Here is a 24,822-nt window from a genome sequence, read left to right as displayed (position 1 = left end):
TCAAAGGCTGGGGATTTTTACTATTTTTCTAAAGAGTGGAAATAACCAACAGCCAACGTAAATACCAAGCAAATTTAATAGTAAATCATCAATATCCAAGCTGCCGCGGTGGGTGGAAAATTGTAGTAATTCAATAGCAGTGATCGCTGCAAATGGGACAATAATTATCTTCAAAAGAGAAGCTCGATTTACTCTGAGTAAAATACCATAGGGGAGAAATAATCCTATGTTAGCAGCCAAATTATATAGTGAAATCAAGACATCTACTTTCCCAGATAGATAAAAGGCAATCGTGGAAAAGGGAATTAAATTTATAGAATTGTAGCTTTGATCATTTGGACGAAGGAACAATAATATCAATAATCCAACCGTGTAAAAAAGGATAAATGTTAAAAAAAGTGAATAGGAAAGTTGGATTGATTCCTTCCTAATTAATAAAAGACTAATAAGAAAGAACATATAGATACAAAACCAGACAACCACTAATACAACTGGGTGTAGATAACTTGTTAATTTAAATAATACAGGAGATAAAATAAGAAACGTTCCTATTGAAAGGAACAATGATAAAATGTAAGTTTTTTTCACGCTCACACCACCAAGATATTTATAAAAAAGGGATTAGCTCATTCTGCTTTATTTTATCGTACTAGGATTCGTAAATAAAGGAACAGCGTAGTTCAACTGTTGGTTATTAGAGATGCACAAATTTGTTGTTATTGCATATATGGATAATGGATAACTTTTTGCTCAACCAAGGATGTGAATCATGTGGTTAATTCTCTCAATAACCCACAAGAATGGTCGAAACGAATAGGGAGAATGTTTCAGCAAATTATACAAGAAGTTGAGCAGGTTCGAGAAACGTTTTCGGTTACAGGTGCTGAATATAATCGGGATAACTTACTAGCTTACCTTGCACTTAGAAAACATAACATTTTTGATTTTCAGTTGTCATTAGCAGAACAGGGGCTTGCAGCAATAGAAAATTCCTTTTGCCACGTACTATATTCATTAGAAAAAATCTTGAGTCATTTACATGTAGAAGTGAATATACCTACGACACTTGCTATACCAACTCCTTCTGATTCAAAAGGGATTATGAAAACTCGGTCGGAAGAATTGCTTGGAAAGGGAAACAATCAGTTGCATTCGACAATCATGGTGACGTTAGATGCTAAAATGGCAAACAACCAACCACTTATAAGTGAGCTGTTACTAAGGGGTATGAATATAGCAAGAATCAATTGTGCCCATGATGACCATGAAGAATGGAAACAGTTAATTGAAGGGGTAAGGATGGCTGAGAATAGGCTTAGGGATACAGGGCATTATCACGACAGGACGTGCAAGATATATATGGATTTAGCTGGTCCAAAGGTACGGATTGGCAAACTTCCTCTTGAAGATATTATTGTCAAGAAGGGTGATTCCTTACGATTATTATTAGATTCAGATAAACTGGGTCATCCCGCTTCAGCAGATGTACCAGCGGGAGTACCAGTTACACTTGAAAAGGCATTTCGAAACGTCCGAATCGATGATCGTATTTTTATAGATGATGGGAAAATCTTTGGAATTGTAAGACATGTTACAAAAGAACACATTGAAATTGAAGTACACTCACCTGAAGGTAAGGCGTACCGAATAAAAGAAGGAAAAGGATTGAATTTACCTGATTCTCTTCTTAGTTTAAATGTTCCTGCTTTGACCGAAAAAGATATTAATGACTTAGCATTTATTTCGAAGTACGCAGATATTTTGGGAGTTTCCTTTGTCCACTCCCCTTTAGACTTGAAAAAACTTCGGGTTGAATTGAGTAAATATGAAGTACCTCATTTGGGTGTGGTGGCAAAAATTGAAACCAAAGATGCTGTCCATCATTTAGCTAGAATTATCCTAGACGGATTACAATTTGAGCGGTTTGGTATTATGATTGCAAGAGGAGACCTTGCAGTAGAGGTGGGGCCTGAGAACCTTTCCTTTGTCCAAGAAGAAGTTTTGGCCATTTGTTCAGCTGCTTATGTCCCTGTTATTTTGGCAACGGGTGTCCTAGAACGGTTAACAAAAAAGGGTATACCTTCACGGTCTGAAATGACAGATGTATTTTTAGCAAGAAGGGCAAATTGTATTATGCTTAATAAAGGGACCTATATTTTGAACGCATTAGACATGCTGACAAAAGTACTTATTACAGACGAGGCAGAAAGGCTAACATCGAACGAGAGGAAACGGAATCTAACTGCTCAATACGGTGTATTAAGGTGATCAATGAGGATTTTTTTATTATCACCATCCGCGCAGACTTTTTGTCTGCGCGTTTTTTTGTTTCTTCAAATGATAATAACCTATAAAATAGAAATAAATAGAAATCGATCGGAGGTTTCGAATGAATTCTCAGTATTTATACTATTTTTTAATGTTAAGACGTGCCTTTCAAGCGTTTGAAAACCATGTACCCATTCGAACTACAATGAATGATTTAGTGGAAATTCTTTTTTGCACACAAAGGAACGTCAAACTCGTTCTAAATAAATTAAAGGATGAAAAACTAATTGAATTTCATTCGGGAAAGGGGAGAGGAAACGGCTCTACCATAATTTTTTTAGAAAATCTTGAGCAAAGTTTACAACAACAAACACATGCGCTTTTAAATAAAAATGAGATTATGAAAGCTTTGGAGTTAGTAAAAGAATTTGGTGAAGGCACCAAGGTAGAATCCTTTATTATGGAATGGGTGTCTACTTATTTTGGTTATAAACAAGTGAATTCAAAAGATAACGAGGAATTAGAAATCCTAAGATTCCCTATCTACCGGCCACTTACTACCATCGATCCGGTTCACGTTTTTTTCGATTTGGATGCTCATATTGTGATGCAGGTTTATAATACATTAGTAGAATATGATTATAAAAATAGATCTTTTCGTAAAAGTCTTGCACATAATTGGGAATGCAGTGAGGATAAAAAAAGCTGGTTATTTTATTTACGAAAGGGAGTTCGGTTCCATAACGGAAGGGAATTAACAGCTGAAGATGTAAAACATTCCATCCTGAGGTTATGGCATTCTCCTCATAAATGGCTTGTTAGTGATATAAAAGAGATAAAAATACTCTCAAAATACTCGATTCTTTTTCAACTACAAGAGCCTAACACTTTGTTTCTATATTTTGTTTCGTTTGCACCGATGTCTATAATTGATATTTTTGATCCTTCTGAAGGATTTGCTAAACTACCAATAGGGACTGGACCATTTAAAGTAGAATCAGTTGATTCTAATCATTGTGTATTAACTGCCTTTAAATACTACTTTGGAGGACGGCCACATTTGGATAAAGTAGAGATTATTAGATTGCCAGAAGATTTAAGAGAAGATATGGAAGAAAGAAAGAGACTTATTTTTGATACTGGAGAAAGTCCATCAACACCTATGACGCAATGGGATGAAAAACAGAGTATCTTTTCTGGAACGAACATTTTAACCATGAATGTAGCAAAAAGTGGTCCAATACAAAATCTAAGGTTAAGGAGAGACATACTCTCCCATATTGATCGAGAAAAACTAACTCATTTAGGTAAACCAAGGTTGGGCGTTGCTAGTGGTTTTATAATAACTGAAGAGATTGACGCACCATCTCCTATCGTTGAAAAAGAAACAAAGGTTTCTGGTAAAGAGAGTGTATCTTCAATAGGGTATAGTGGAGAGAGATTGACACTTGTTACATACAAAAGGCACGCACAAGATGCCTATTCCATACAACAACAATTAATAGAAAAGGGGATAAATGTAATAGTTAAGATTGTGGAGTGGGATGAAATCCAAAGTCATCAGATTTTAAATGAGGCAGATATGATTTTATTTGAAGGAACACCAAATGGAAACTTCATTTCCCTATTTGAGTTATTCCTATTTGAAAGAGGGTTTATTTATCCTTTTTTAACGGTTTCAATGAAAGAAACAATGAATGAAAAAATAACAAAAATTAAAAAAGAAATTCATCCTTCTACAAGAATAAAGAAGTATCGTGAACTCGAAAAGTTCCTTGTTGAGGAGGGCGTCTTAGGATTCTTAGTTCATAAACAAGTGGAAGTTTCCTATGATACCACCTTAGAGGGAGTTTCCTTTAACTCAAGAATGTGGATTGACTTTAAGGACCTGTGGTACAAGCAAACTGAAATCGACAAGTTCAATGCAGATGAATAAAGAAGCCCTTGTGGCTTCTTTTTAGTTTAGGCTGTGTTAAACTTGTCTGTTGATTTCCGCTCCAGGCGCTTCGCTTTCCGTGGGCGTTTCGGCGAGCCTCCTCGGCGCTTGCGCCTGCGGGGTCTCCCCTGAACCGTACTCCCACAGGAGTCTTCGCGCCTTCCTCTCCAATCAACAGGGTATAAAATCTACAATGTTCTTTAACACAGCCTAGTTTGAAAACATGAAAAAAAAGAAAAAGTTTTACGATTTTTAGCTGGTCAATGCCAACGTACAATGAAAGTAGAAATATAAATGCAAAGGAGCAAATCTAATGGCAGTTGATCAGTCTTATCAAAAGGTTACTATTTGGCAATACAAAGAATTCACGTTCCTACTTGCTGCGAGTTTGTTATTAAGTATTGGGAATAAAATCTATGAACTTCTTTTACCGTTAATTATGTATGATTTATCAGGAGGTTCTTCTATCGTTATGACCTCAATGAGGACAGCTGAGCTATTACCGAATTTATTTTTCGGAATAGTTGTCGGGATCATTGTAGACAGAGTGAATAAAAAGAAATGGGCTATGTGGATGATTCTCGTTCAAGCGGTCGTCCTACTTATCATGTATGGTATGTTTGGGGCGCACTTATACAAACCTATTATCTTTTATTTGTTTGGATTTATCTTAATGACACTAAATTATGGTTTTTTTAATACCCAAGTGAGTCTTATTAAATTAAGTGTGCCTCTTCCACTGTTAACAAGTGCAAATGCAAAATTTTCATTTATTGAAACTTTTGTTGGGATCATGGGTCCAGTCTTCTTAGGGGTTGTTCTTTTATTTGCCAACAAGGCCCAGGGCTTATTTATAACAGTGATTTTATACGTATTGGCCTACTTCTTAATCATGAATCTTACGGTAAATGAGCCTGTGAAAAAAGGGAGTAAAAACTCGTTCTGGTCGGATTTTAAAGAGGGCTGGGATGTTTTTACGAAAAATAAAGCACTCAAAACCATGACTTTGTTCATTTTATTCATCAATTGCACCATGATTGTTGTCAGTAATACGGTATTAATTTTTGGAACAGTAGATTTACATCTATCTAATTCTGTTCTATCGATTATTTTAGCTACAGCTGGAGTAGGGGGATTAATCGCTAGTTTAACTATCAATCGTTTAAGAATTCGGTTTAAATTAGGAGTTTTATTTGGGGCCGCTATTATTGGAAATTCCATCGCATATGTAGGCTTTTATTTAACAAACCATCTTTATCTATTGGCCCTTTGTTTACTTTTAAACGGATATTCCACTACTATTTATATTATTTGTGCTTATACTTTTAGACACGAGCAAACACCTTCTGCATTTATGGGGAGAATTGGAGGACTAACAGGTTCTTTGTTCAGGATAGGCATGCCGATTAGTATGCTTTTATCAGGGTGGTTGATTAACTGGTGGGGGACTTCTTCTATATTTATTAGTTCAGCGGTATTCAATGTAATTATCTTTCTTTTTTACCGACGAACTTTACTTTGGAAGCTGCAGTAAAAAGGAACAACGATATAAGGCTGATCCATTAGCAATGGATTCAGCCTCCTGTTCCACTTAAGCTTAGATATGAAAAAGTTGTTCCATTTCTTCTTGTTTTAAAAGATTTCCAATAAAGAAGGAACCAAATATACCGTAAACGGCACTTACTTCGTCGAATCTTGTTTCATAAATTAATTTTTTAAATTGAAGTGCGTCATTACTAAATAATGTGACACCCCATTCATAGTCATCAAATCCTACAGAGCCCGTCACTATTCGTTTTACTTGATCGGTATATGGTTTACCCGTATCAATGTGCTCAAACATCAATCTTTTTCGTTCTTCCATCGGCAGCATAAACCAATTAGCCTTTTCACCACGTAATTTACTCATTGGATAAAAACAAACATATTCAGTTTTTGGTATGACAGGGTATAGCTTAGCTAGCATGGCAGGATCTTCGTAAGGATTTGTTGCTGCTTGAGAGTAACTACTTTTTTCTATTACAGATAAATAAGAGTAGGCTGGTTTTGTGAAATTTGCAAATGAAGTTTTACTGAATTCTGTTTCCACTATATTAAGTTCTTTCATAGTAGGGCGCAAAATCATAAACATAATATCTGCTTTTTGCCCTACAATCGTATACACTGAATGACTTCCTCTTTGTTCAGATTCTATTCTATCCCACTTATTAATTAATTTTTTGATTTCATATATCGCGTGCTCACGTTCTTCCTCAGAGGCTGATTTCCATTTTTCCCAGTCAAACATCCTAAAGTCATGTAAGCAATACCAGCCTTCAATTGTTTTCATTGCTTGATTCATTATAATCACTCCAAGTATTAATTAATAACATCTTCATAGTGTAAATGATAAATATTTTCATTTGAGAATGTCGTGATTTATATCACTTACATCGACTGATTTTACAAAAAGATCTAGTTACTTGGATTTTTGCCGCAGTATAGGTACAATCTAAGAATGGAGATTTTTCTTAGTAAATTAATATGATGATTGGGGAAAGTACAATGATTGCAAAAACCGAAGAGGATTTTAATGGCTTAAAGGAAATTGGAAAAATAGTTGCTTCTATTAGAGATGCATTGGTACAGAAGGCGAAACCCGGCATTACAACCTTAGAACTTGATGAATTAGCAGGGGAGTTATTCGAAAAGGCAGGAGCCATTTCAGCACCAAAAGGGGAATATGATTTTCCTGGTTATACATGTATCAGTGTAAATGAAAGAAGTGGCACATGGAATTCCAGGTAAGCGTGTCATTCAGGAAGGAGACCTCGTCAACATCGATGTGTCAGGTTCAAAGAACGGATATTTTGCTGATACTGGTATTTCGGTTGTTGTTGGAGAGGGTGAAGAGATTTTAACAAAAATTTGTGATGTGGCAAAAGAAGCTTTCGAAGCCGGTTTGAAGAAAGCTAAACCAGGTTCGAAGAAAAGTGGAATCGGTAAAGCGGTAATTCAAACCGCTAAACAAAATGGATTAACCGTTATTAAAAATTTAACAGGTCACGGCGTTGGTCGGTCTATCCATGAGGCACCGGACCATGTATATAATTATTTTGAGCCATGGGATGATGAACTGTTAAAAGAAGGTATGGTGATCGCCTTTGAACCATTTATCTCTACTGAAGAAGAGGAAGTCTTTCAATTGGATGACGGATGGACTTATGTAACTAAAAAGAGCTTTGTTGCGCAAATTGAACATACACTCATTCTTACAAAAAACGGACCAATTATTACTACCCTCTAAGGGAAGGTATGTCTATCATATTTAGAATGGATATAGATCTTTTCCAAATTAGGGAGAAGATTTATATCTTTTTCGCTTTACAAATCAAAACCGTAACGTTGACTGTACGGTTTATCGTGGTATAATTAATTGTTAAAGGGAGTTTTCCTTTAGCAAGTTGGTCCTTAGAAATTTAATAAATAAATAGATTCCTTATATAAACAGGAGGTGTAATCCTTACTTTATTTTAAGTAAGGAGGCCATTGATTATTGGTAATTTAATAATAATAGCAATTTTAATTGCTTTTACAGCATTTTTCGTATCTTATGAGTTTGCTATTGTTAAAATCCGCGGGTCGCGTATTGATCAGTTAGTTGCTGAAGGGAACAAAAACGCAATCTTTGCGAAGACGATTATAACAAATCTAGATGAATATCTATCAGCCTGTCAATTAGGGATTACCGTGACAGCGTTGGGGTTAGGTTGGTTGGGTGAACCTACAGTGGAACATATTCTTCATCCCTTATTTATCCATTTTCAACTACCAGAGTCAATTTCAGGCGTCCTATCATTTATCCTTGCGTTTGCTTCTGTAACATTTATTCATGTTGTGGTTGGTGAACTAGCACCAAAGACCTTCGCAATTCAAAAAGCTGAAGCTGTTACACTGACATTTGCAAGGCCTATGATTCTGTTTTATAAAATAATGTACCCTTTTATCAAATCGCTGAATGGTTCAGCACGGTTAGTAACGGGAATCTTCGGGTTAAAGCCTGCTTCTGAACATGAAGTGGCACACTCTGAAGAAGAACTTCAGTTAATCATTTCAGAGAGTTATAAAAATGGTGAAATTAATCAATCTGAATATAAATATGTGAATAACATTTTTGAATTTGATGATCGGCACGCAAACGAAATTATGGTGCCACGTACAGAAATTGTAGCATTTGATATTTCACAATCCTTGAATGAATGTTTGCAAATTGTTACCACTGAGAATTATACAAGATACCCCGTCATTGATGGAGACAAAGATAACATCGTGGGTATGGTGAACATGAAAGAGGTTTTTACTGAATATATAAAAGGTAAAAATGTAGAAGCACCAATCGAGGAGTACGTTCGTCCAGTGATACAAGTGATTGAATCTATTCCTATCCATGACTTACTAGTTAAAATGCAAAAGGAACGAGTGCATATGGCTATCTTGATGGATGAATATGGCGGAACCGCTGGATTAGTGACGGTTGAGGATATATTAGAAGAAATTGTTGGGGAAATCCGAGATGAATTTGATGCGGATGAGGTACCTGATATTAATAAAATTAGTGAAACGAAAACCATTGTAGATGGAAAAGTTCTTATAGATGAGATTAATAACTTATTTGGCTTAGATCTTGAAAATACAGATATGGATACAATTGGTGGATGGATCTTGTCTGAAAGGATCGATGTAGTCGAAGGTGATACATTGAAATATAACGACTATGAATTTTAAAGTTCTTGAAATTGACGGATATCATATTAAGTCATTACAAATCTTAAAAATAAACCAAGAATCCTACGCGTAAATTATAGGGGGCTGACTCAAAATATAAGAGTCAGCCTCCTTTTTTATTACCCCAAATTCCTGTAAGTCAATAATCATATTTACAAATTATTCTTGTAATAGTAACATATGAGTCGTAATTAATTTTGAAATCACCAAGTTTGATACATATTGGAAATCTGGAGACCATAGAGTATACATGCTCATTGTGTTTCTTTATAAAAAAAGGGGTATTAAACTGTATCTGTATTGATTGGATGGGGGCGAAATGGTGAATTTATTAAAAAAAAGGAGTAACTTGATTAAGTTACATCCTGCGCAAATACTGGCAATTGGGTTTGCTGCCTTAATTGTAATTGGTACGATCCTGTTAATGCTTCCTTTTTCAACCTATGAAGAAGGACGGGGACTTAACTTTATTGATGCACTGTTTGAAGCAACTTCTGCAGTGTGCGTAACAGGTTTAGCTGTAGTGGATACTGGTACCACTTTTACCCTTTTCGGACAAATTGTCCTTCTCTGTCTCATTCAAATAGGCGGTTGGGGATTTATGACAACAGGAATTTTAATGTTTATTATCTTGGGCAAGAAAATCGGCTTGAAGGAGAGGCTACTCCTCCAAGATTCATTAAATCTTTTTACTCTGTCTGGAGTAGTAAAGCTTGTTCGGAGGATTATTACAATCACATTAATTGTTGAAATTCTTGGTGCCATCTTTTTAGCTATTCGATGGTCAAATGAAATGAGCGTTGGAAAAGCGATTTATTATGGGATTTTTCATTCTATTTCTGCTTTTAACAATGCTGGTTTTGGACTTGAATCAGATAGTTTGAGTAAGTGGGTGGGGGACCCGACAGTTAACATAGTAATTACTATGTTATTCATCATCGGCGGTATTGGCTTTACGGTGATCCTTGAATTATGGCAAAAAAGAACCTTGCGGAGATTGTCTCTACATTCAAAGGTAGCTTTACTTATGACTTTAATCTTAAATGTAGTAGGGTTTCTAATTATCTTGGTCGCTGAATTTAATAACCCTCATACCATTGGAAAGCTTAGTTTGGATGACAAACTATGGGCGTCATATTTCCAGGGGGTTGTACCCCGAACAGCTGGCTTCAATACAATAGATATTGGTCAGATGACACAATCATCTCTAGTGTTTATGATGGCACTTATGTTTATTGGAGCCTCATCAGGGTCTACTGGTGGAGGAATTAAAGTAACAACTTTCGCCATCATTATGTTAGCTTTTTGGACAGTAGTGACCAACAGGGAAGATGTTAATATATTTAGAAGACGGATTTCATGGAGATTAGTGAATAAGTCCTTATCCATCGGGGTTACGGCGATTATATTTATATTCACCATTTTCTTTTTACTAACCTTTACTGAACATGCCCCAATGAGTAAGATCTTGTTTGAAACCATCTCAGCCTTTGGTACAGTAGGATTATCTGCAGGATTAACAGGAGATCTCTCACCACTTGGAAGAATTCTAATCACTATACTCATGTTTATTGGAAGAATTGGCCCATTAACGATGGCCTTTGCATTAATGTCTAATCGTCCGGAATCAAAAGTTAGATATGCTGAAGAGAAGATATTAATTGGATAACAATCAAAGGGCTGACTCCATTTAAAGGAATCAGCCTCTTTCATTATTAGTTCAAATTGATATGAACTTCTAAACACTTTGCCCCACCTTTTTGGGTTTGAAAAACCACTTCATCATCGGAGGAGTAACAATCGTTGTTACAAGAATGACAACTACTAATATTGCAAATAATTCTTGATTTAATAGGTTGGCCTCTAAGCCGATAGCTGCAATAATTAGGGCCACCTCACCGCGGGAGACCATTGCAGAACCAATTCCAAATGAACTATTCCAAGAGAATCCGGCTAACTTCGCAGCAAGAGAAGCTCCAAATAACTTCGTTAAAATAGCTAAAATACTTAACAGCACAATTAATCCGATATGCTTGCTTATACCGGCAAATTGAGCACTGACACCAATTGAAGTGAAAAAGACGGGAACAAAAATCGAATAACCAATTGTCTCTACTTTTTCGAAGACTTCATGTTTAAAATTTGTTAAGCTAATGGCTACTCCTGCAATATAAGAACCAATAATGGCGGCCACGCCTGTATATTCCGCCAAGTAGGCATACACAAAACAAATAATTAATGCTGAGGAAATAACAGTTTCCGTTACAAAAAGTTTGGCAAAACGCTTTAAAAATAGGGGAACTACCTTCCAACCAATAAGAATGGCACCTGCAAAAAATACCACCTTTTTCACAATAACTAAACCTAAATTGACATCCCCACCAGCAAGACTCATTAAAAAAGCTAATGCTATAATAACTAACACATCATCTATGACGGCTGCGCCGAGAATTGTCGTACCTTCACGAGTTTTTAGTTGGTCCATTTCCTTAAGAGCTTGAACGGAAATACTGACACTTGTCGCCGAAAGCAATAACCCTAAAAACCATGATTGTAAAGATGAAAGTTCTAGTGCCATTCCAGTAAAATAACCAAGAACAAGAGGTACAAGAATCCCACCAACACCTACTAAGGTAGATGCTTTTCCTGTTCGTTTAAACTCATCGAGATCCGTTTCTAAACCTGCGATAAACATCAAAAGAATGACGCCGATTTCACTAAATTCTTTTAGGGTATGGGTTTCGTTAATTAATCCTAATACAGATGGCCCTAAAACTATTCCAATTAGAAGTTTCCCTAAAACAGAAGGTTGCCCTAATCGGACACTTAAGCTTCCCGCTATTTTTGATGCAATCAAAATAATAGCTAAATGAAGTATGAGCAAAAAAACCCTCCTTACTTTTACAGATAAAAAGACTCCTTCCAAGTATCAGTAATTGAAGATTATTTTATCCTTTATTTATTATTCTAAACTTAAAATTCATTGTCTCTACTTTGATGAGTATTGACGTTAAATTGTATACAAATAATAAAATGGACAAAAAACAGAGCGAATTTTTTCGTTCTGTTTTTTCAATCTTAATATTTTATTTATAGGCTCTGTTATCATTCATTGTTGAATTTCGATTAGATAGGAGAATTCATAATAAAAACAAAAGCTATTTCCTCTATAAGTAACCACCGTTTTCAAAGTGAAAATGTCGGTCACCTGAATTTTTAATGGAGGTAGTGACCTGCACTATTTTACTTATTAGCTCTGTAATCAGCTATTGTTGTTTTCCGTGTAGGTAGGAGAATTCATAAGCGGAGAATCTCCCGCTATTGTGATATAGAGGTAGCTTACTATTCAGAAATAAGGGGAGAAAATCCCACTATTGTATAAAAAGTAAGCTTATGAAGGAGAAATAAGGGGAGAAATTCCCGTTAACTGCTCTAAAATAAGACAAAATCCATCGATTTGGATCATATAAGTGGAAAAACTCCCCTTATTTTTAAGGAAATAAGGGTATTTCCCAATTTAAGAGGAATTCTTCCGCTTATTTTTCGCACACTTTGAAATCAACATTCAGTTATAACAGAGCCTATTTATAAAATCCTATCACTTTCAATGTATGTTTCAAATGCAGGATGAAATTCCTTTTGATAATGTTGATCCGGACATGACTTTATTACGATTGCTTTTAAGGTATTGGAACGGTGGGTTTCTAATACTTTGTTACATTTTGGACAAAGTTCAACAAAGAGATTTTTTAGAAATCGCATTGGTCAACCTCCTATTCATTTAATTCCTATAGTTATACTCTGAATTATACAAGAAAATAATGATTTTTCAATAGGTATTTATATAGTCCCATTAAATTAAGGAAAAATGCTAAATGAAAATAAATTAATTTTTTTCCTGTTGACACTAACTTTATTTTAAATTATCATTATACCTATAGGGGTATAGTGGTGTGTGGAAAAATAAACAACTTATCCTGGAATAAAACAAGGTTAAAATAATAAAAGGTTTTAATCATTAAAAGCTATATGGAGGTATAGATAGATGGTACAAATTACCCAGGCTGCCATTACAGCCATTACAAATGAAGTTCAGGACATTCTTAATGATGGAAAAAAGCCGCTTATACGTTTATCAATGGGAATTGGCTGAGGCGGACCTCAGCTGCGCCTGACTCTGGAAGAGTCAGCTTTAGAATCCGATGAAATTACAGAAAAAGATGGTATTCAATTTTTGGTCAATCAAAGAGATAAGTATTATTTTGATGATGTGAGTCTTGATTACTCTAAGTCCATATTTGGTGGTGGACAATTTAGATTAATATAATAACCAAAAAACACGTTGGAAAAATACCAGCGTGTTTTTGTTTTTTTTATTATTGTAAATGAGTCGGCGGAGGGGAAGCGTGACTTTCATTTTTAACTTCTGTAAAAAGATTCTCCTGACTAACATCAACCTTATTTAAATGCTTACTGAGTTGTAATAATATTGAATTATTTATTGATAAAATTTGTATTAATTCATTATATTCTTTTTTCGTCATTGGTTGAGCTTCAGGCGTCAATGTTAAACCTAATTGTCCATTTGGTTCTAATGTCGCAAATTTAACATCTTTAAAGTTAGTCACATTTTTCTGTCGTAAGGTCATCTCCAGTTGATCAACCGTTAATCTAAGTTTTTTTAAATTTGTTTCATTTATAACACCATTTTCAATAACTACTTTAGCTTTACCTGTAATAAGTTTTTCAAAACTATTTGACTTTACTTGTAAAAACTCTAAAGAAATAAGAGTAGCAACCAACACTGCTCCAACCATAAATGTGTTACCTAGTTTTGCACCAGAAACAGGTTGAATAAGTAGGGACCCCAACGCAATCATAATCACAGTTTCTGCAATGGTCATTTGAGATATTGTCTTTCTCCCTGCTACACGTAATAGGAGGGTACCAAAAAGGACAATCAAGATTGCTTTCCAAATCAAATTTAAATCCATCTATGAACCTCCTTTACCCTCATCCATCTTTTAGTATGTAACTAAAATAATGAATAATATGATTTCTTCACTCTAACAAATTTTACCTCCACTAGAACATTTTCATCAGGAGATACTTTATTAGTAGGAATTGAAAGGAGAGAAATTATGTCAAAGAAAAATTTACAAGATAAACAAGTCTGGCAGGAAGTTTTAAAGACTGTGAAAACTCTTGATCCTCATAAGTTAGAAATTATTAAAGCAACCTTACCTATTGTTAAGGAACACGGTGAAGCAATAACTAAACATTTTTATAAACGTATGTTTAAACAGCATCCTGAGCTCCTAAACATTTTTAACCAAACACACCAAATGACGGGTCACCAGCCTAAAGCATTAGCTGACGCTGTATATGGCGCAGCAGCAAATATTGAAGACTTTAGCAAAATCATGCCTGTGTTGGAGAGAATTGGTGAAAAACATCGTAGCCTGCAAATTAAGCCTGAACACTATCCAATAGTTGGAGAGAATTTACTAGGTGCTATTAAGGAAGTTCTTGGAGATGCAGCTACTAACGAAATCATTGATGCTTGGGCTGATGCCTATGAGGTAATATCGGACGTTTTTATTCGAATGGAAGATCGAATGTATAAAACTACTGAAACTATTCCAGGGGGGTGGGCAGGTTTTCGTGATTTTGTTGTAGATAAAAAAGTAGAGGAAAGTGATGTCATTACTTCCTTTTACTTAAAACCAAAGGATGGAAAACAAATTGCTGTTTTTATACCGGGGCAATACATAACGGTAAAAATGGAAATGGCAGGCGAAGAATATACGCATTTACGTCAATATAGCTTATCTGATAGCCCTGGCTTAGACTATTATAGGATAAGTGTGAAAAGAGAAGATTCAAAAGATCAAACGATCCCAGCAGGAATCGTTTCCACCTATTTGCATACCCATGTTAAGGAAGGAGACATTATTCCGATTACTGCACCTGCTGGTGACTTTTATTTGGATACGGAATCTACCTTACCATTGGTGTTAATTAGCGGTGGGGTTGGTCTTACACCAATGATGTGTATGTTAAATACGACGGTCAAAGAATATCCAAATCGGGAAATTTACTATATACACGCATCCATCAATAGTAAAATGCATGCATTTAAAAAACACGTAAATGATCTGGCCGCAGAGCATAAAAATGTAAAATCCTTTGTTATTTACGAGAAGCCCACTGATCAAGATAGAGAAATGAACAATTTTGATAAAGAAGGATATATAAGCCTTGAACTACTTCAACAATTCATACCGACAAAGGAAGCGGACTTTTACTTTTGCGGACCTGAACCATTTATGAAAGTAGTAAATAAATCATTAAAACAGTGGGGAATCCCAGAAGAACGCATTCATTACGAATTCTTCGGATCATTTGGAAGCTTAGAATAGCTAGAATAATAAAGAATGGCAAGATGATATAATCTCATCTTGCCATTCTTTATTTGGGTGATAGATACCTGAAAAATATAAGGTTATGTAGATTTCCGAAGAAAAGCGGAGGGAAACGTAGATAATTTTAATTGTTTCCGTTTACATTACATTTCACAAATTTGTCACATTATTATATACTTGCTTTTGTTAACAACGGCCCCGACTTTCATGAGAGTTGAAAGTCATATAAAAAACAAATAAAGGGAGAGGTACTACATTTTGAATTTAAGTACAATTAAATATTCATGGTTTGGAAAAGTAAAGGGAGATATTTTGGCTGGTATTGTTGTTGCTCTGGCCTTAATTCCAGAAGCTATTTCCTTTTCAATTATTGCTGGTGTCGACCCAATGGTTGGTTTATACGCTTCGTTTTGTATTGCGGTTACGAAATCATTGTAGGTGGTCGTCCTGCAATGATTTCGGCGGCTACAGGTGCAACAGCTTTATTGATGACTACATTGGTGAAAGATCATGGCTTGCAATACCTACTTGCTGCAACCATATTAACAGGTATCATTCAAATCATTATGGGGGCATTAAAATTAGGAAGCCTAATGAAATTTGTCCCTCGCTCGGTAATGATTGGATTTGTTAATGCTTTAGCAATCTTAATTTTTGCTGCCCAATTACCTCATTTTGTCGGCGAATCATGGCAAATGTATGCGATGGTGGCAGGAGCTCTTGCTATTATTTACATTTTACCCCGGTTTACAAAGGCTGTTCCATCACCACTAGTAGCGATTCTAGTCATAACAGCTATTGCAATTTTTACAGGAAGTGATGTTCGCACCGTTGGGGATATGGGAGAATTAACTTCTAAATTACCTGTATTTTTACTTCCTGACATACCAGTAAACTTCGAGACTTTGCAAATCATATTTCCATATTCCTTATCCATTGCCATAGTGGGATTAGTCGAGTCATTATTAACTGCTCAGATTATTGATGATTTGACAGACACGGAAAGTGATAAAAATAAGGAAGCACGTGGTCAAGGAATTGCGAATATTGTTTCTGTTTTCTTTGGCGGGATGGCTGGTTGTGCGATGATTGGACAATCTGGCATCAATGTCAAATCTGGGGGAAGAGGACGTCTCTCCACATTGACTGCAGGTGCCTTTTTAATGATCCTAATTGTTTTATTAAAAGGATTCCTTGTACAAATTCCTATGGCGGCTTTAGTTGGTGTTATGATCATGGTATCCATTGGAACTTTTGATTGGTCATGTCTAAAATCAATGAAAAAGGTTCCAATAACTGATACACTTGTGATGATTGTAACGGTAATAACTGTGATTGAAACACATGATTTATCAAAAGGTGTTTTAGTAGGAATCCTCTTGAGTGCGATTTTCTTCGCAGCAAAGATTTCAAAAGTCAAAGTAAGTACCATTTCCTCTAAAGGCTCTCATAAAAAAGTGTATCAAGTATCAGGACAACTCTTTTTTGCCTCTGTAACAGATTTTGTTAATAGCTTTGATTATAAAGAAGATGTACAGGAAATCGATTTAGATCTATCTAAAGCCCATCTTTGGGACGATTCCGCTGTGGGTGCTATCGATAAAGTTATCATTAAATATCATCAAAACGGAGTTAAGGTAACTCTAAAAGGATTAAATACTGAAAGTAATAAACTCCTTGAAAGAATTGCCGTTCATAATAAACCAGGTGGACTAGAGAAAGTTGCTAATCATTAATGTCAAAAACACGCTGAAATCAGCGTGTTTTTTATTTTGTTCCCTTTTGTTAGCAATTTGATTCTTTTGACCAAGTCCCCTTTAAAAAGTTCATCATAAAATAACCTAAGGATTGTTGGTTCCTTTAGGAGGGATTTATGAAAATACTTTTGCTATCAGGCGGCTCAGGAAAAAGACTGTGGCCTTTATCCAACCAAGTGAGATCAAAGCAATTTCTCAAACTATTAATAGATGAAAACGGAATATATGAGTCCATGATCCAAAGGGTTTGCCGACAAATAGAATCTGTTGGCCTTCTTCCTTCGACTTATCTTGTAACGTGTCAAAACCAATTAGAAATTATCAGAAATCAGATTGGTGATGAAATCAAGATTTTATGTGAACCAGTGCAAAGGGGGACATTTCCATCTATATCTTTAGCATGTACCTTCTTTCATACAAATTTACATGTAAACCCGGATGAAACGATTTGTGTGTTACCGGTGGATTCACTTGTAGATATAACTTTTTACCAACTATTAAAAAAAATTCCGGATTTTATAAATCAATCTGATGCAAATCTTGCACTTTTAGGTGTTCCACCTCAACTACCATCGAATCAATTTGGGTATATAGTACCAGTAATCAAGAATAAAGAATCCTTTTATCCAATAAGCCAATTTATTGAAAAACCAGATTGTACTGAAGCAAAAAATTTGTTAGAGAAAAATGCCCTTTGGAATTGTGGTGTTTTTGCTTTTCCTTTAAAATTTATACTTTCTTATCTAAAGAGTAATGGATTACCTACTGATTATAATGAAATGTTAGATATCTATAAGAATTTAACAAAAAATAGTTTCGATTATGAGGTGGTTGAAAAATCAACCGGATCAATCGTAATCCCATATAATGGACTGTGGAAAGACTTAGGTTCTTGGACAGCAATTACTGAACAATTAAAAAACAAAGTCATAGGTAAAGGTGAAATTTCAGAGGATTCAACTGAAACATACATTGTCAATGAACTTCCATTGCCCATACATGTAATCGGAATTTCGGATAGTATCATAGTAGCTGGGCATGATGGCATTCTAATCTCCGATAAAAATAAATCAGAGAATATAAAGCGAATAATAAAAAACACACTACCGATGTATGAAGAAAAAAGATGGGGAGATTACAGGATTTTATCTCGATCTACGACGGAGGAAGGGATGGAGAGTCAAACTAAACTGATCAAAGTAGCACCAGGTAAAAATATGAGTTATCAAACACATAATTTAAGGCAAGAAACATGGACTGTTATTTCAGGAACGGGGGAATTTATCTTAGATGATCAGTTATTCTCTATCTATGCTGGTGATGTTCTAATCATCCCTGTTGGTGCTAAACATGGGGTGAAGGCAATCACGCCTTTGGAAATTATTGAGGTACAATTGGGAACAAAAATTGATGAAGAGGATATCATCAGGCTTACCGATTCCTGGGAGGTTGCAGTGAAACGATGTAAATAAGGAGGAAGTTCATTGATCTCTATCATATGTTGCACCATTCGGCAGCACTTAATGGAGAATGTGTTTAAGAACTATGAATGTCAGGTTTGGAAAGAAAAAGAACTAATTATTCTTTTAAACCAACATGATATGGATATAGCTAAATGGGAAAAAAGAGCGAAATTATCTTCAAATGTAACAGTTTGTCAATTGAAGGAAGAGGTTACATTGGGCGAATCACTAAATTTTGCTATTGATAAAGCAAAGTATCCGTTTATTGCAAAATTTGATGATGACGATTATTATGCACCCAATTATTTAGTAAGATCAATGGATGCCTTACTGAAAACAAGTGCAGATGTTGTTGGTAAAAGAACGGTTTATATGTACTTTGAAGAGGAAAAAATTCTTGCGTTACACAAGCCAGCAAAAGAGAATCAATTCGTCAAACAGGGGATAAAAGGAGCGACTTTGCTGTTTAAAAAAGAGATTTGTGAAAGTGTAAAGTTTCCTTCATTAAATCTTGGTGAAGACACTACATTCTTAAAAGAATGTGCAAAAAACAACTATAAAGTATTTTCAGCAGACAAAAACAATTATGTTTGTTTGAGGACATCTAAATCAGGTCATCATACTTGGAACATAAGTAATCAAATTCTTTTAAGAAAATCATCAATTATTTGTAAAACAGAAGACTATAAACCATTCATTCAAGATTAGAGCGGGTAAACAATGATTGTTTTTTAAGGGGATAAAAATGGAAAACTATCAGGTTGTATGGAGAGGTCCTGTTTTGGATTCAACTGGGTATGGGATTGCAAGCAGAGAATATGCCTTGGCATTAGACCGCCAAGGGGTTGATGTGAAAATTGAAACCTATACTTGGGGTTTCCCTTCAAAACCTATTGAAAAAGTCAAAAGTGATAGATTATCAAAATTAATTGAAAAACCATATGCATTTGAAAAACAAAGGATATTAATTATTCACTCTCCACCGGGAAATATCGATTTGAAGGAGGAGGATAGAAAGAAATTCGATCGAATTATTTTGAATACTGTATGGGAAACAACAAAAATCCCCAGTAAATGGCTGCCGACGATCCAATCCGTTGATGCAGTTTGTGTCCCTTGCTCGCATAATATTGCTGCAATGTTGAATAGCGGAGTAACTGTACCGTTATATCTAGTACCACACGGAGCCGATACCAACACGTTTAATCCCAATAATAATAAACTATTACTCAATCAAGCAATCGGAAAATTTGTTTTCGTATCTGTATTTGATTTTAAACATCGAAAAAATCCTGAAACGTTATTAAAGGCCTATTGGGAGGAATTTTCTTCAAACGATGATGTTCTTCTATTGATTAAAACCTATGGGAATTCACGAAAAAATATCCTTTTTACAATAAATAATTTTAAAAAAAGTTGGGGGATGGGAAATGAAACTGCCCCACTTTTCATCGTTACAGGAATCATAGGAGAAGATCAATTAAAAGGCATTTATACGCTAGGTAATGCATTTGTTCTCCCTACAAGGGGAGAAGGCGTAGGTCTGCCATTTATTGAAGCATTATCAAGTGGTATTCCAGTAATAGCAACTGGATGGGGTGGACAAATGGATTTTTTACATGAAGATAACTCATTTTTAGTCGATTACAAACTTAGTCCAACCGCCATTCATAACCATGGTGAAAATACTATAGCAGCATTTTATCCTAATTCGTCGGAAAACGAAGGGCAACTTTGGGCAGAAGCCGATTTGGCTGACTTAAAAAGGCAAATGAGATTTGCATTTAAAAACCCCGAACTTTGTAAACATAAAGGAGAACGAGGGAGAAGGGATATGATAAAACTAACGTGGGATCATGCTGGGGTCGCAATAAAAAATGCTATAAAAGATCTTATAGGTTAGAGGGTTTAAAGCCCTCTATCTCCTCTTGTATCCCTTTAGCAATTTTATTCCATGTAAAATTGTCATTAATGTATTTCTGTCCATTAGATGCAACCTCTTTTAAAAATGCTTCTTTTTGATAATAATCATTTAATTTAATTGCAAAATTTTCTCTTTCAACATGAATGTAATGGTTATGATCGATTAGATTTAAACCTCTTACCCCAAATTCGGTTGAAAACAAAGGAATCCCAGCTGATAAAAATTCTAATGTTTTCAGATTAACACCTGCACCACTCATTATAGGATTAATTGCCAAATCGGCTTCTTCAAATATTCTTAACTTTTGTTTGTGATGAATTCGGCCTAAAAATTTCACATTTGTTTTTCTCATTTTAATAAAAGGGTTACAGCAGCCACCGGCAATAATAAAATCTAAATCCACACATTTGTCAGCTAATTGATTAATGATAAAATCAACAGCTTCAATGTTAGGTAGATATTCAGATCCGATGAACATGGCCTTTGGCTTTTTATTCGATGTTTCTGTTATCTTTTTTATCCATGTATCCGGATGAATTCCATTTGGCGCTAATTTTATTTGGTTTTGGTTTTTATGATATATGTCAATAAAGCTTTCTCTTTCATTTTCAGAAGTTGTAAATACTAAATCGGCACATTCTACTAATTTTTTCTCCTCCACATATAAGATAGGGAGAAATTCCTTCGCTTTCTCATTTGTCCAAATTTGATTTGCTAAACCGTATTCATGATTGTGGCTGTTATAAATTCTCATTTTACCATCTATTCCTAAATATTGATCATATCCGAGCAGAAAAGGGGATTCATGGATTATAATGTCGCTTGATTTATACAAGTTATTAAAATATCTTTTATAAACCGTGTTTTGATAGGAAAGTTTTATATGTTTAATTAAAGTAAATTCATAAGAATTTTCTTTACCTATTTGAAAATCATCCCTTTGTTCATTGTAGAGGGGATCTTTTTCCACTTTATACTCTCTGAATGTAGGAGAATATGGAAATAGACCACTTTTATGACCGAGTGTTTGAGATAAGAGGTTTATATTATAATACCTGCTAAGTTCTTTATAAAGATGGTAATATCTTAAAGTACCTCCACTTGTGGGAGGATTAACTGTTGGAAAATGATTAATGACCAGTATATTTTTCATCATTTTCTCCCCTTTTGCATTACGCTCTCAAAAACCTCCAATGTTTCCTTTGCACTATCCTCCCATGAGAAAATTTTCACCCGTTCATTGCTTTTTTCGAGAAGGTACTGCCTTGTCTGTGGGTTTAATACTTTAAGTATTTGCAAGGCAATCTCATCTGTGTTGTCAGGGTTAAATTGCAACGCAGCTTCCTCAACAATCTCTGGAATGCTTCCTCTATTTGAACAAACGATTGGACATTGTGCTCTCATTGCTTCCACTAATGGAATGCCAAACCCCTCATAAAGAGAAGGGAAGAGCAAAAAGGTGGCGTGAAAATAAAGGAATGGCATTTCGTTTTGGGGGACATAGTCTAATATCTTTACTTGTTTTTCTAAATGATGCTGCTTTAAGAAATTTAATACCCTTTGAAAAATGATGTTCCCTTTGTACGTATAACCTGTAAGAACAAGATAAACCTCCTTGTTGTAATGATCGCGTAGAGACAAAATTGCTTTTAGAAGATTAAGATGATTTTTATGTGGATTATAACTAGCTGGGTAAATTGCAAACACATCGGGCAATTTATATTTTTCCTTTATTTTTCCAATATCACCTTCGTCCAGCACCCTTTCGAAACCTATTGGAGCATCCTGATATATTACATGAATTTTTTCTTCAGGAATTTGAAGGTTCTGGATAATAGTCTGTTTTGAAAAGTTTGAAACCGTAATGACTGCATCAAATGACGGGGAAAATTGTTGGTAATAGTTATTATGCCAATCCAAATTGTCTGAAACATACTGAGGGTATGCAGTATGAAGAAGATCATGGATGGTCACCACTGTTGGAATAGGGATGTTTGGGATATATGACCGGTGTAATGGGGAGAACCATACATCTATTTGATACTGGTGAATAGCTTCATGAATCTGAACTGGGTTCTTTACATCCTTAAATATTACTCTTTTAATTTGCTCATGTTGATCAGGAAAAGTATCTCGGTATGGTCTGGTAATAAAAAGGAATAACTTCAGATTTTGTTGAACCTTCACTAGATGCCAAATTAAGTTTTTTACGTACTGTTCAACCCCTCCATGTCTGTCCTGCGAAAAATTCAAAAGATTAATGCCAATTCTCATATGATTACCCCCTAAATTAAATTTTCCTATGAAGGTTGTTATTTAGTATCGTGGTGTATTTTTATTTGACTCTTTTAATAGGTTATTATTCTTTTTAAATGGGGGAACGGCATTTATCAAATGAAATTATAGACAATATCACATTTTTCAAATAGTACTATATTCGCCCTTTCAGAATGTTGTACTTCATCATTTAATATAAAGGAAGGGAGGGATATTAATGGGAGACCATCATGATAAACATGAACTCAACAAAGTAAAACTTACTACAGGGCCATTTCTTATTCCTGAGGAAGTGGGTACTGATATTCAAATAGGGCGAAATAATGATAGACTTATTATTATATTAAAAAACCCTACGAATAAAGAATTAAAAGCATCTGTCAATCTTGGTATATGCCGTCAACCAAACGGATATCCAATGTCAGCTCCAAATCCTAATCAATTTCAAGTATTCAGTGACATCCATGAAAAGGATTTCTCTTTAGGTACACATGAATTAGATCCTCATACTTGTACAAGAATTGAAAGAGATATTCCTGGTGGCGGTTTCGATAGCATTGGAATCGGAACGGGTGAGAGAAATGCTGTTTATCGAGTAACAGTAGAAGGTGATTTCAGAATCTGCAAGAAGACTTGTCAACCAATTTGCGGTCTGCTTGAAGTTTCAGTTGTTGCCGGCAGTATTTTTAACCCTCAGGAACCTGGACTTGAACAAGCTGACCCGGCCACGTTTTTCCGGTATAAAGATTTTGTTTTTTGTGAAGAACATAAAGACGATTAATTTCCATACACTCCGTAAAGAAGATGGCATTTTTTAATGTCATCTTTTTTAATTCATCCTTGTCTGATTTTAATATATTCTTGTTGGTATTCAGTTATAAATTTTTGATTTTTTTCATGTGTTGGATTGAAATTTAATCCATATTCAACTATTTTAATACCATCGCAATTGAAACCTTGAAGTCCAATATGTTGGAAATAACTCTCATTTGAGACCAGGAGGGGTATACCCTTACTTCTTAAAAAATTACTCCAGGCCCAATCAAAGGAATCGCTGGGAGGTAGATTCTTAACTATTTCATTTATTATTTCTCTGGACATTATTGAACCTGCAGCACCAATATGATTTTTTTCTAAAAATACATTTTTATTTATCTTCAATTTTTTCATTGGTCTATGAAGTCGAGAATTGTACAAACTCATAATACCCTTGGTGTGATTAAAATGTTCCTCTGTGAAGTTTAACCAATCAGGGCGGCAAATAAGGTCTGAATCCATCGTAACGAGGATGTCATCTTGTGTGGTTAAAAAATCAAGATACATTTGTCTTAAATTTCGGTCTGGACCCATATTCTTATCTCTTTGAATGATCGTAACTGCATTAGGAAATAGGCTCTTTAAATCTGCAATGTCTAATTCAGTACTACAATCATCAAAAATACGGATGTTACAAGAGTCTATATTTTGTGACAAATTTAATGACTGCTGATGTTTAACTAAGTATTTCTTTCTATTAAAAGTAGTAATTCCGATTGTAACTTTCATTTTTTACCACCTTTCATGAATGAAGCTTTCATATATCTTATGAAACTCGAAAGGCTAAGGTAACAAACTCATACATAAAAAGACCGCTAACATTAGCGGTCGTCATTGCTATAATCCCAATATTTCAGGGTATCCGTTTTCCCTGTAGGCTCACTTTTTACCACATTTCCATCCTTGTCTTTATAAACCTCATATTCCTCATACGTTTCAAGGATATACCCATCTACTTTTTCCCGTTTTTCAAGTTTTTCTTCTAAAACGGGAATGTCTTCCGATACTTCTACGTCAACTGGCTGAGCCATAACAGGTTGGTCGGCAGAGTAAGCATAATCCTTATTCAAAAAGGAATAAGGCGAATCGAGATAGGCGGCAAAACCTAAAATGGCGATAAGGAAACATACATTAATAAAGGTTTTACGTTTCATTCTTTCAGGCTCCTTTATACATCAATCCTTATTACCCA

The 24,822-nt window shown here is 35.0% G+C and carries 18 protein-coding genes and 3 pseudogenes; 12 read left to right on the top strand and 9 right to left on the bottom strand.

The window, feature by feature from the left end; translation table 11 throughout:
- Window positions 1-588: a VanZ family protein gene (locus QFZ87_RS15045; protein ID WP_309862758.1), complete on the bottom strand. Its 588-nt coding sequence runs from the start codon at window positions 586-588 to the stop codon at window positions 1-3.
- Window positions 589-822: 234 nt separating this feature from the next.
- Between QFZ87_RS15045 and QFZ87_RS15040 the strand changes: the two genes are divergently transcribed.
- From QFZ87_RS15040 to QFZ87_RS15030, 3 genes are all read left to right on the top strand, one after another.
- Window positions 823-2,268 (top strand): pyruvate kinase, encoded by a 1,446-nt coding sequence (locus QFZ87_RS15040; RefSeq protein WP_309862755.1) that lies wholly within the window; start codon window positions 823-825, stop codon window positions 2,266-2,268.
- 121 nt (window positions 2,269-2,389) lie between these two features.
- Window positions 2,390-4,204, top strand: coding sequence for an ABC transporter substrate-binding protein (locus QFZ87_RS15035; protein WP_309862753.1), 1,815 nt, complete (start codon window positions 2,390-2,392; stop codon window positions 4,202-4,204).
- 313 nt (window positions 4,205-4,517) lie between these two features.
- Window positions 4,518-5,738, top strand: coding sequence for an MFS transporter (locus QFZ87_RS15030; protein ID WP_309862751.1), 1,221 nt, complete (start codon window positions 4,518-4,520; stop codon window positions 5,736-5,738).
- 63 nt (window positions 5,739-5,801) lie between these two features.
- On the opposite strand, the gene hemQ is transcribed toward QFZ87_RS15030, so the two are convergent.
- Entirely contained in the window at window positions 5,802-6,545 is a 744-nt protein-coding gene (gene hemQ / locus QFZ87_RS15025; RefSeq protein WP_309862748.1) for a hydrogen peroxide-dependent heme synthase, read from the bottom strand.
- Between the two features lie 203 nt (window positions 6,546-6,748).
- On the opposite strand from hemQ, the pseudogene map reads away from it, so the two are divergent.
- The 3 genes and pseudogenes from map (at window position 6,749) to QFZ87_RS15010 (ending at window position 10,637) form a co-directional block, all read left to right on the top strand.
- Window positions 6,749-7,490: pseudogene (gene map, locus QFZ87_RS15020) on the top strand (type I methionyl aminopeptidase).
- 242 nt (window positions 7,491-7,732) lie between these two features.
- Window positions 7,733-9,041 (top strand): annotated as a pseudogene (locus tag QFZ87_RS15015) (hemolysin family protein).
- 246 nt (window positions 9,042-9,287) lie between these two features.
- Window positions 9,288-10,637: a TrkH family potassium uptake protein gene (locus QFZ87_RS15010; protein WP_309862745.1), complete on the top strand. Its 1,350-nt coding sequence runs from the start codon at window positions 9,288-9,290 to the stop codon at window positions 10,635-10,637.
- A 69-nt stretch (window positions 10,638-10,706) separates the two neighbouring features.
- On the opposite strand, the gene QFZ87_RS15005 is transcribed toward QFZ87_RS15010, so the two are convergent.
- From QFZ87_RS15005 to QFZ87_RS14995, 3 genes are all read right to left on the bottom strand, one after another.
- Window positions 10,707-11,852 (bottom strand): cation:proton antiporter, encoded by a 1,146-nt coding sequence (locus QFZ87_RS15005; RefSeq protein WP_309862743.1) that lies wholly within the window; start codon window positions 11,850-11,852, stop codon window positions 10,707-10,709.
- A gap of 701 nt (window positions 11,853-12,553) precedes the next feature.
- A complete protein-coding gene (locus QFZ87_RS15000) occupies window positions 12,554-12,730 on the bottom strand; it encodes a hypothetical protein (protein ID WP_309862741.1) in 177 nt (58 codons plus the stop codon).
- A 614-nt stretch (window positions 12,731-13,344) separates the two neighbouring features.
- On the bottom strand, window positions 13,345-13,962 hold the full coding sequence (locus QFZ87_RS14995; RefSeq protein WP_309862738.1) for a DUF421 domain-containing protein: 618 nt from the start codon (window positions 13,960-13,962) through the stop codon (window positions 13,345-13,347).
- Between the two features lie 147 nt (window positions 13,963-14,109).
- On the opposite strand from QFZ87_RS14995, the gene hmpA reads away from it, so the two are divergent.
- From hmpA to QFZ87_RS14970, 5 genes and pseudogenes are all read left to right on the top strand, one after another.
- Window positions 14,110-15,390: an NO-inducible flavohemoprotein gene (hmpA, locus tag QFZ87_RS14990; protein ID WP_309862735.1), complete on the top strand. Its 1,281-nt coding sequence runs from the start codon at window positions 14,110-14,112 to the stop codon at window positions 15,388-15,390.
- A gap of 261 nt (window positions 15,391-15,651) precedes the next feature.
- Window positions 15,652-17,129: pseudogene (locus QFZ87_RS14985) on the top strand (SulP family inorganic anion transporter).
- A gap of 137 nt (window positions 17,130-17,266) precedes the next feature.
- Window positions 17,267-18,622: a sugar phosphate nucleotidyltransferase gene (locus tag QFZ87_RS14980; RefSeq protein WP_309862732.1), complete on the top strand. Its 1,356-nt coding sequence runs from the start codon at window positions 17,267-17,269 to the stop codon at window positions 18,620-18,622.
- Between the two features lie 12 nt (window positions 18,623-18,634).
- Window positions 18,635-19,321 (top strand): glycosyltransferase family 2 protein, encoded by a 687-nt coding sequence (locus QFZ87_RS14975; protein WP_309862730.1) that lies wholly within the window; start codon window positions 18,635-18,637, stop codon window positions 19,319-19,321.
- Window positions 19,322-19,358: 37 nt separating this feature from the next.
- Window positions 19,359-20,516 (top strand): glycosyltransferase family 4 protein, encoded by a 1,158-nt coding sequence (locus QFZ87_RS14970; protein ID WP_309862725.1) that lies wholly within the window; start codon window positions 19,359-19,361, stop codon window positions 20,514-20,516.
- On the opposite strand, the gene QFZ87_RS14965 is transcribed toward QFZ87_RS14970, so the two are convergent.
- Both QFZ87_RS14965 and QFZ87_RS14960 read right to left on the bottom strand, forming a co-directional pair.
- Complete coding sequence (locus QFZ87_RS14965) at window positions 20,506-21,693, bottom strand: glycosyltransferase family 4 protein (RefSeq protein WP_309862723.1); 1,188 nt, start codon at window positions 21,691-21,693, stop codon at window positions 20,506-20,508. The two genes, QFZ87_RS14970 and QFZ87_RS14965, sit on opposite strands and share 11 nt — an antisense overlap.
- A complete protein-coding gene (locus tag QFZ87_RS14960; protein WP_309862719.1) occupies window positions 21,690-22,811 on the bottom strand; it encodes a glycosyltransferase family 4 protein in 1,122 nt (373 codons plus the stop codon). The genes QFZ87_RS14965 and QFZ87_RS14960 overlap by 4 nt, the downstream gene beginning before the upstream one ends.
- A gap of 220 nt (window positions 22,812-23,031) precedes the next feature.
- Here QFZ87_RS14960 and QFZ87_RS14955 point away from each other — a divergent pair, with 220 nt between their 5' ends.
- Window positions 23,032-23,595, top strand: coding sequence for a hypothetical protein (locus tag QFZ87_RS14955; protein WP_309862716.1), 564 nt, complete (start codon window positions 23,032-23,034; stop codon window positions 23,593-23,595).
- A 53-nt stretch (window positions 23,596-23,648) separates the two neighbouring features.
- Here QFZ87_RS14955 and QFZ87_RS14950 read toward each other — a convergent pair whose 3' ends face one another.
- Both QFZ87_RS14950 and QFZ87_RS14945 read right to left on the bottom strand, forming a co-directional pair.
- A complete protein-coding gene (locus QFZ87_RS14950) occupies window positions 23,649-24,359 on the bottom strand; it encodes a glycosyltransferase family 2 protein (protein ID WP_309862714.1) in 711 nt (236 codons plus the stop codon).
- 92 nt (window positions 24,360-24,451) lie between these two features.
- Window positions 24,452-24,784, bottom strand: coding sequence for a hypothetical protein (locus tag QFZ87_RS14945; protein WP_309862710.1), 333 nt, complete (start codon window positions 24,782-24,784; stop codon window positions 24,452-24,454).
- Between the last annotated feature and the right edge of the window lie 38 nt (window positions 24,785-24,822).

It is taken from the genome of Bacillus sp. SLBN-46, from assembly GCF_031453555.1.
In the GTDB taxonomy this organism is placed as follows: domain Bacteria; phylum Bacillota; class Bacilli; order Bacillales; family Cytobacillaceae; genus Neobacillus.
Note: the sequence above shows the minus strand (reverse complement) of the source record. Positions and strands in the feature narration are given on the sequence as shown.

Bases quoted from the DNA above. Each gene is read 5' to 3' on its own strand.
- QFZ87_RS14980 (WP_309862732.1), top strand. From the start codon at position 17,267: ATGAAAATACTTTTGCTATCAGGCGGCTCAGGAAAAAGACTGTGGCCT.
- QFZ87_RS14995 (WP_309862738.1), bottom strand. From the start codon at position 13,962: ATGGATTTAAATTTGATTTGGAAAGCAATCTTGATTGTCCTTTTTGGT.
- QFZ87_RS14945 (WP_309862710.1), bottom strand. From the start codon at position 24,784: ATGAAACGTAAAACCTTTATTAATGTATGTTTCCTTATCGCCATTTTA.
- QFZ87_RS14960 (WP_309862719.1), bottom strand. From the start codon at position 22,811: ATGAGAATTGGCATTAATCTTTTGAATTTTTCGCAGGACAGACATGGA.
- hmpA (WP_309862735.1), top strand. From the start codon at position 14,110: ATGTCAAAGAAAAATTTACAAGATAAACAAGTCTGGCAGGAAGTTTTA.
- QFZ87_RS15040 (WP_309862755.1), top strand. From the start codon at position 823: ATGTTTCAGCAAATTATACAAGAAGTTGAGCAGGTTCGAGAAACGTTT.
- hemQ (WP_309862748.1), bottom strand. From the start codon at position 6,545: ATGAATCAAGCAATGAAAACAATTGAAGGCTGGTATTGCTTACATGAC.
- QFZ87_RS14955 (WP_309862716.1), top strand. From the start codon at position 23,032: ATGGGAGACCATCATGATAAACATGAACTCAACAAAGTAAAACTTACT.
- QFZ87_RS15010 (WP_309862745.1), top strand. From the start codon at position 9,288: ATGGTGAATTTATTAAAAAAAAGGAGTAACTTGATTAAGTTACATCCT.
- QFZ87_RS15030 (WP_309862751.1), top strand. From the start codon at position 4,518: ATGGCAGTTGATCAGTCTTATCAAAAGGTTACTATTTGGCAATACAAA.
- QFZ87_RS15035 (WP_309862753.1), top strand. From the start codon at position 2,390: ATGAATTCTCAGTATTTATACTATTTTTTAATGTTAAGACGTGCCTTT.
- QFZ87_RS14965 (WP_309862723.1), bottom strand. From the start codon at position 21,693: ATGATGAAAAATATACTGGTCATTAATCATTTTCCAACAGTTAATCCT.
- QFZ87_RS14950 (WP_309862714.1), bottom strand. From the start codon at position 24,359: ATGAAAGTTACAATCGGAATTACTACTTTTAATAGAAAGAAATACTTA.
- QFZ87_RS15000 (WP_309862741.1), bottom strand. From the start codon at position 12,730: ATGCGATTTCTAAAAAATCTCTTTGTTGAACTTTGTCCAAAATGTAAC.
- QFZ87_RS14970 (WP_309862725.1), top strand. From the start codon at position 19,359: ATGGAAAACTATCAGGTTGTATGGAGAGGTCCTGTTTTGGATTCAACT.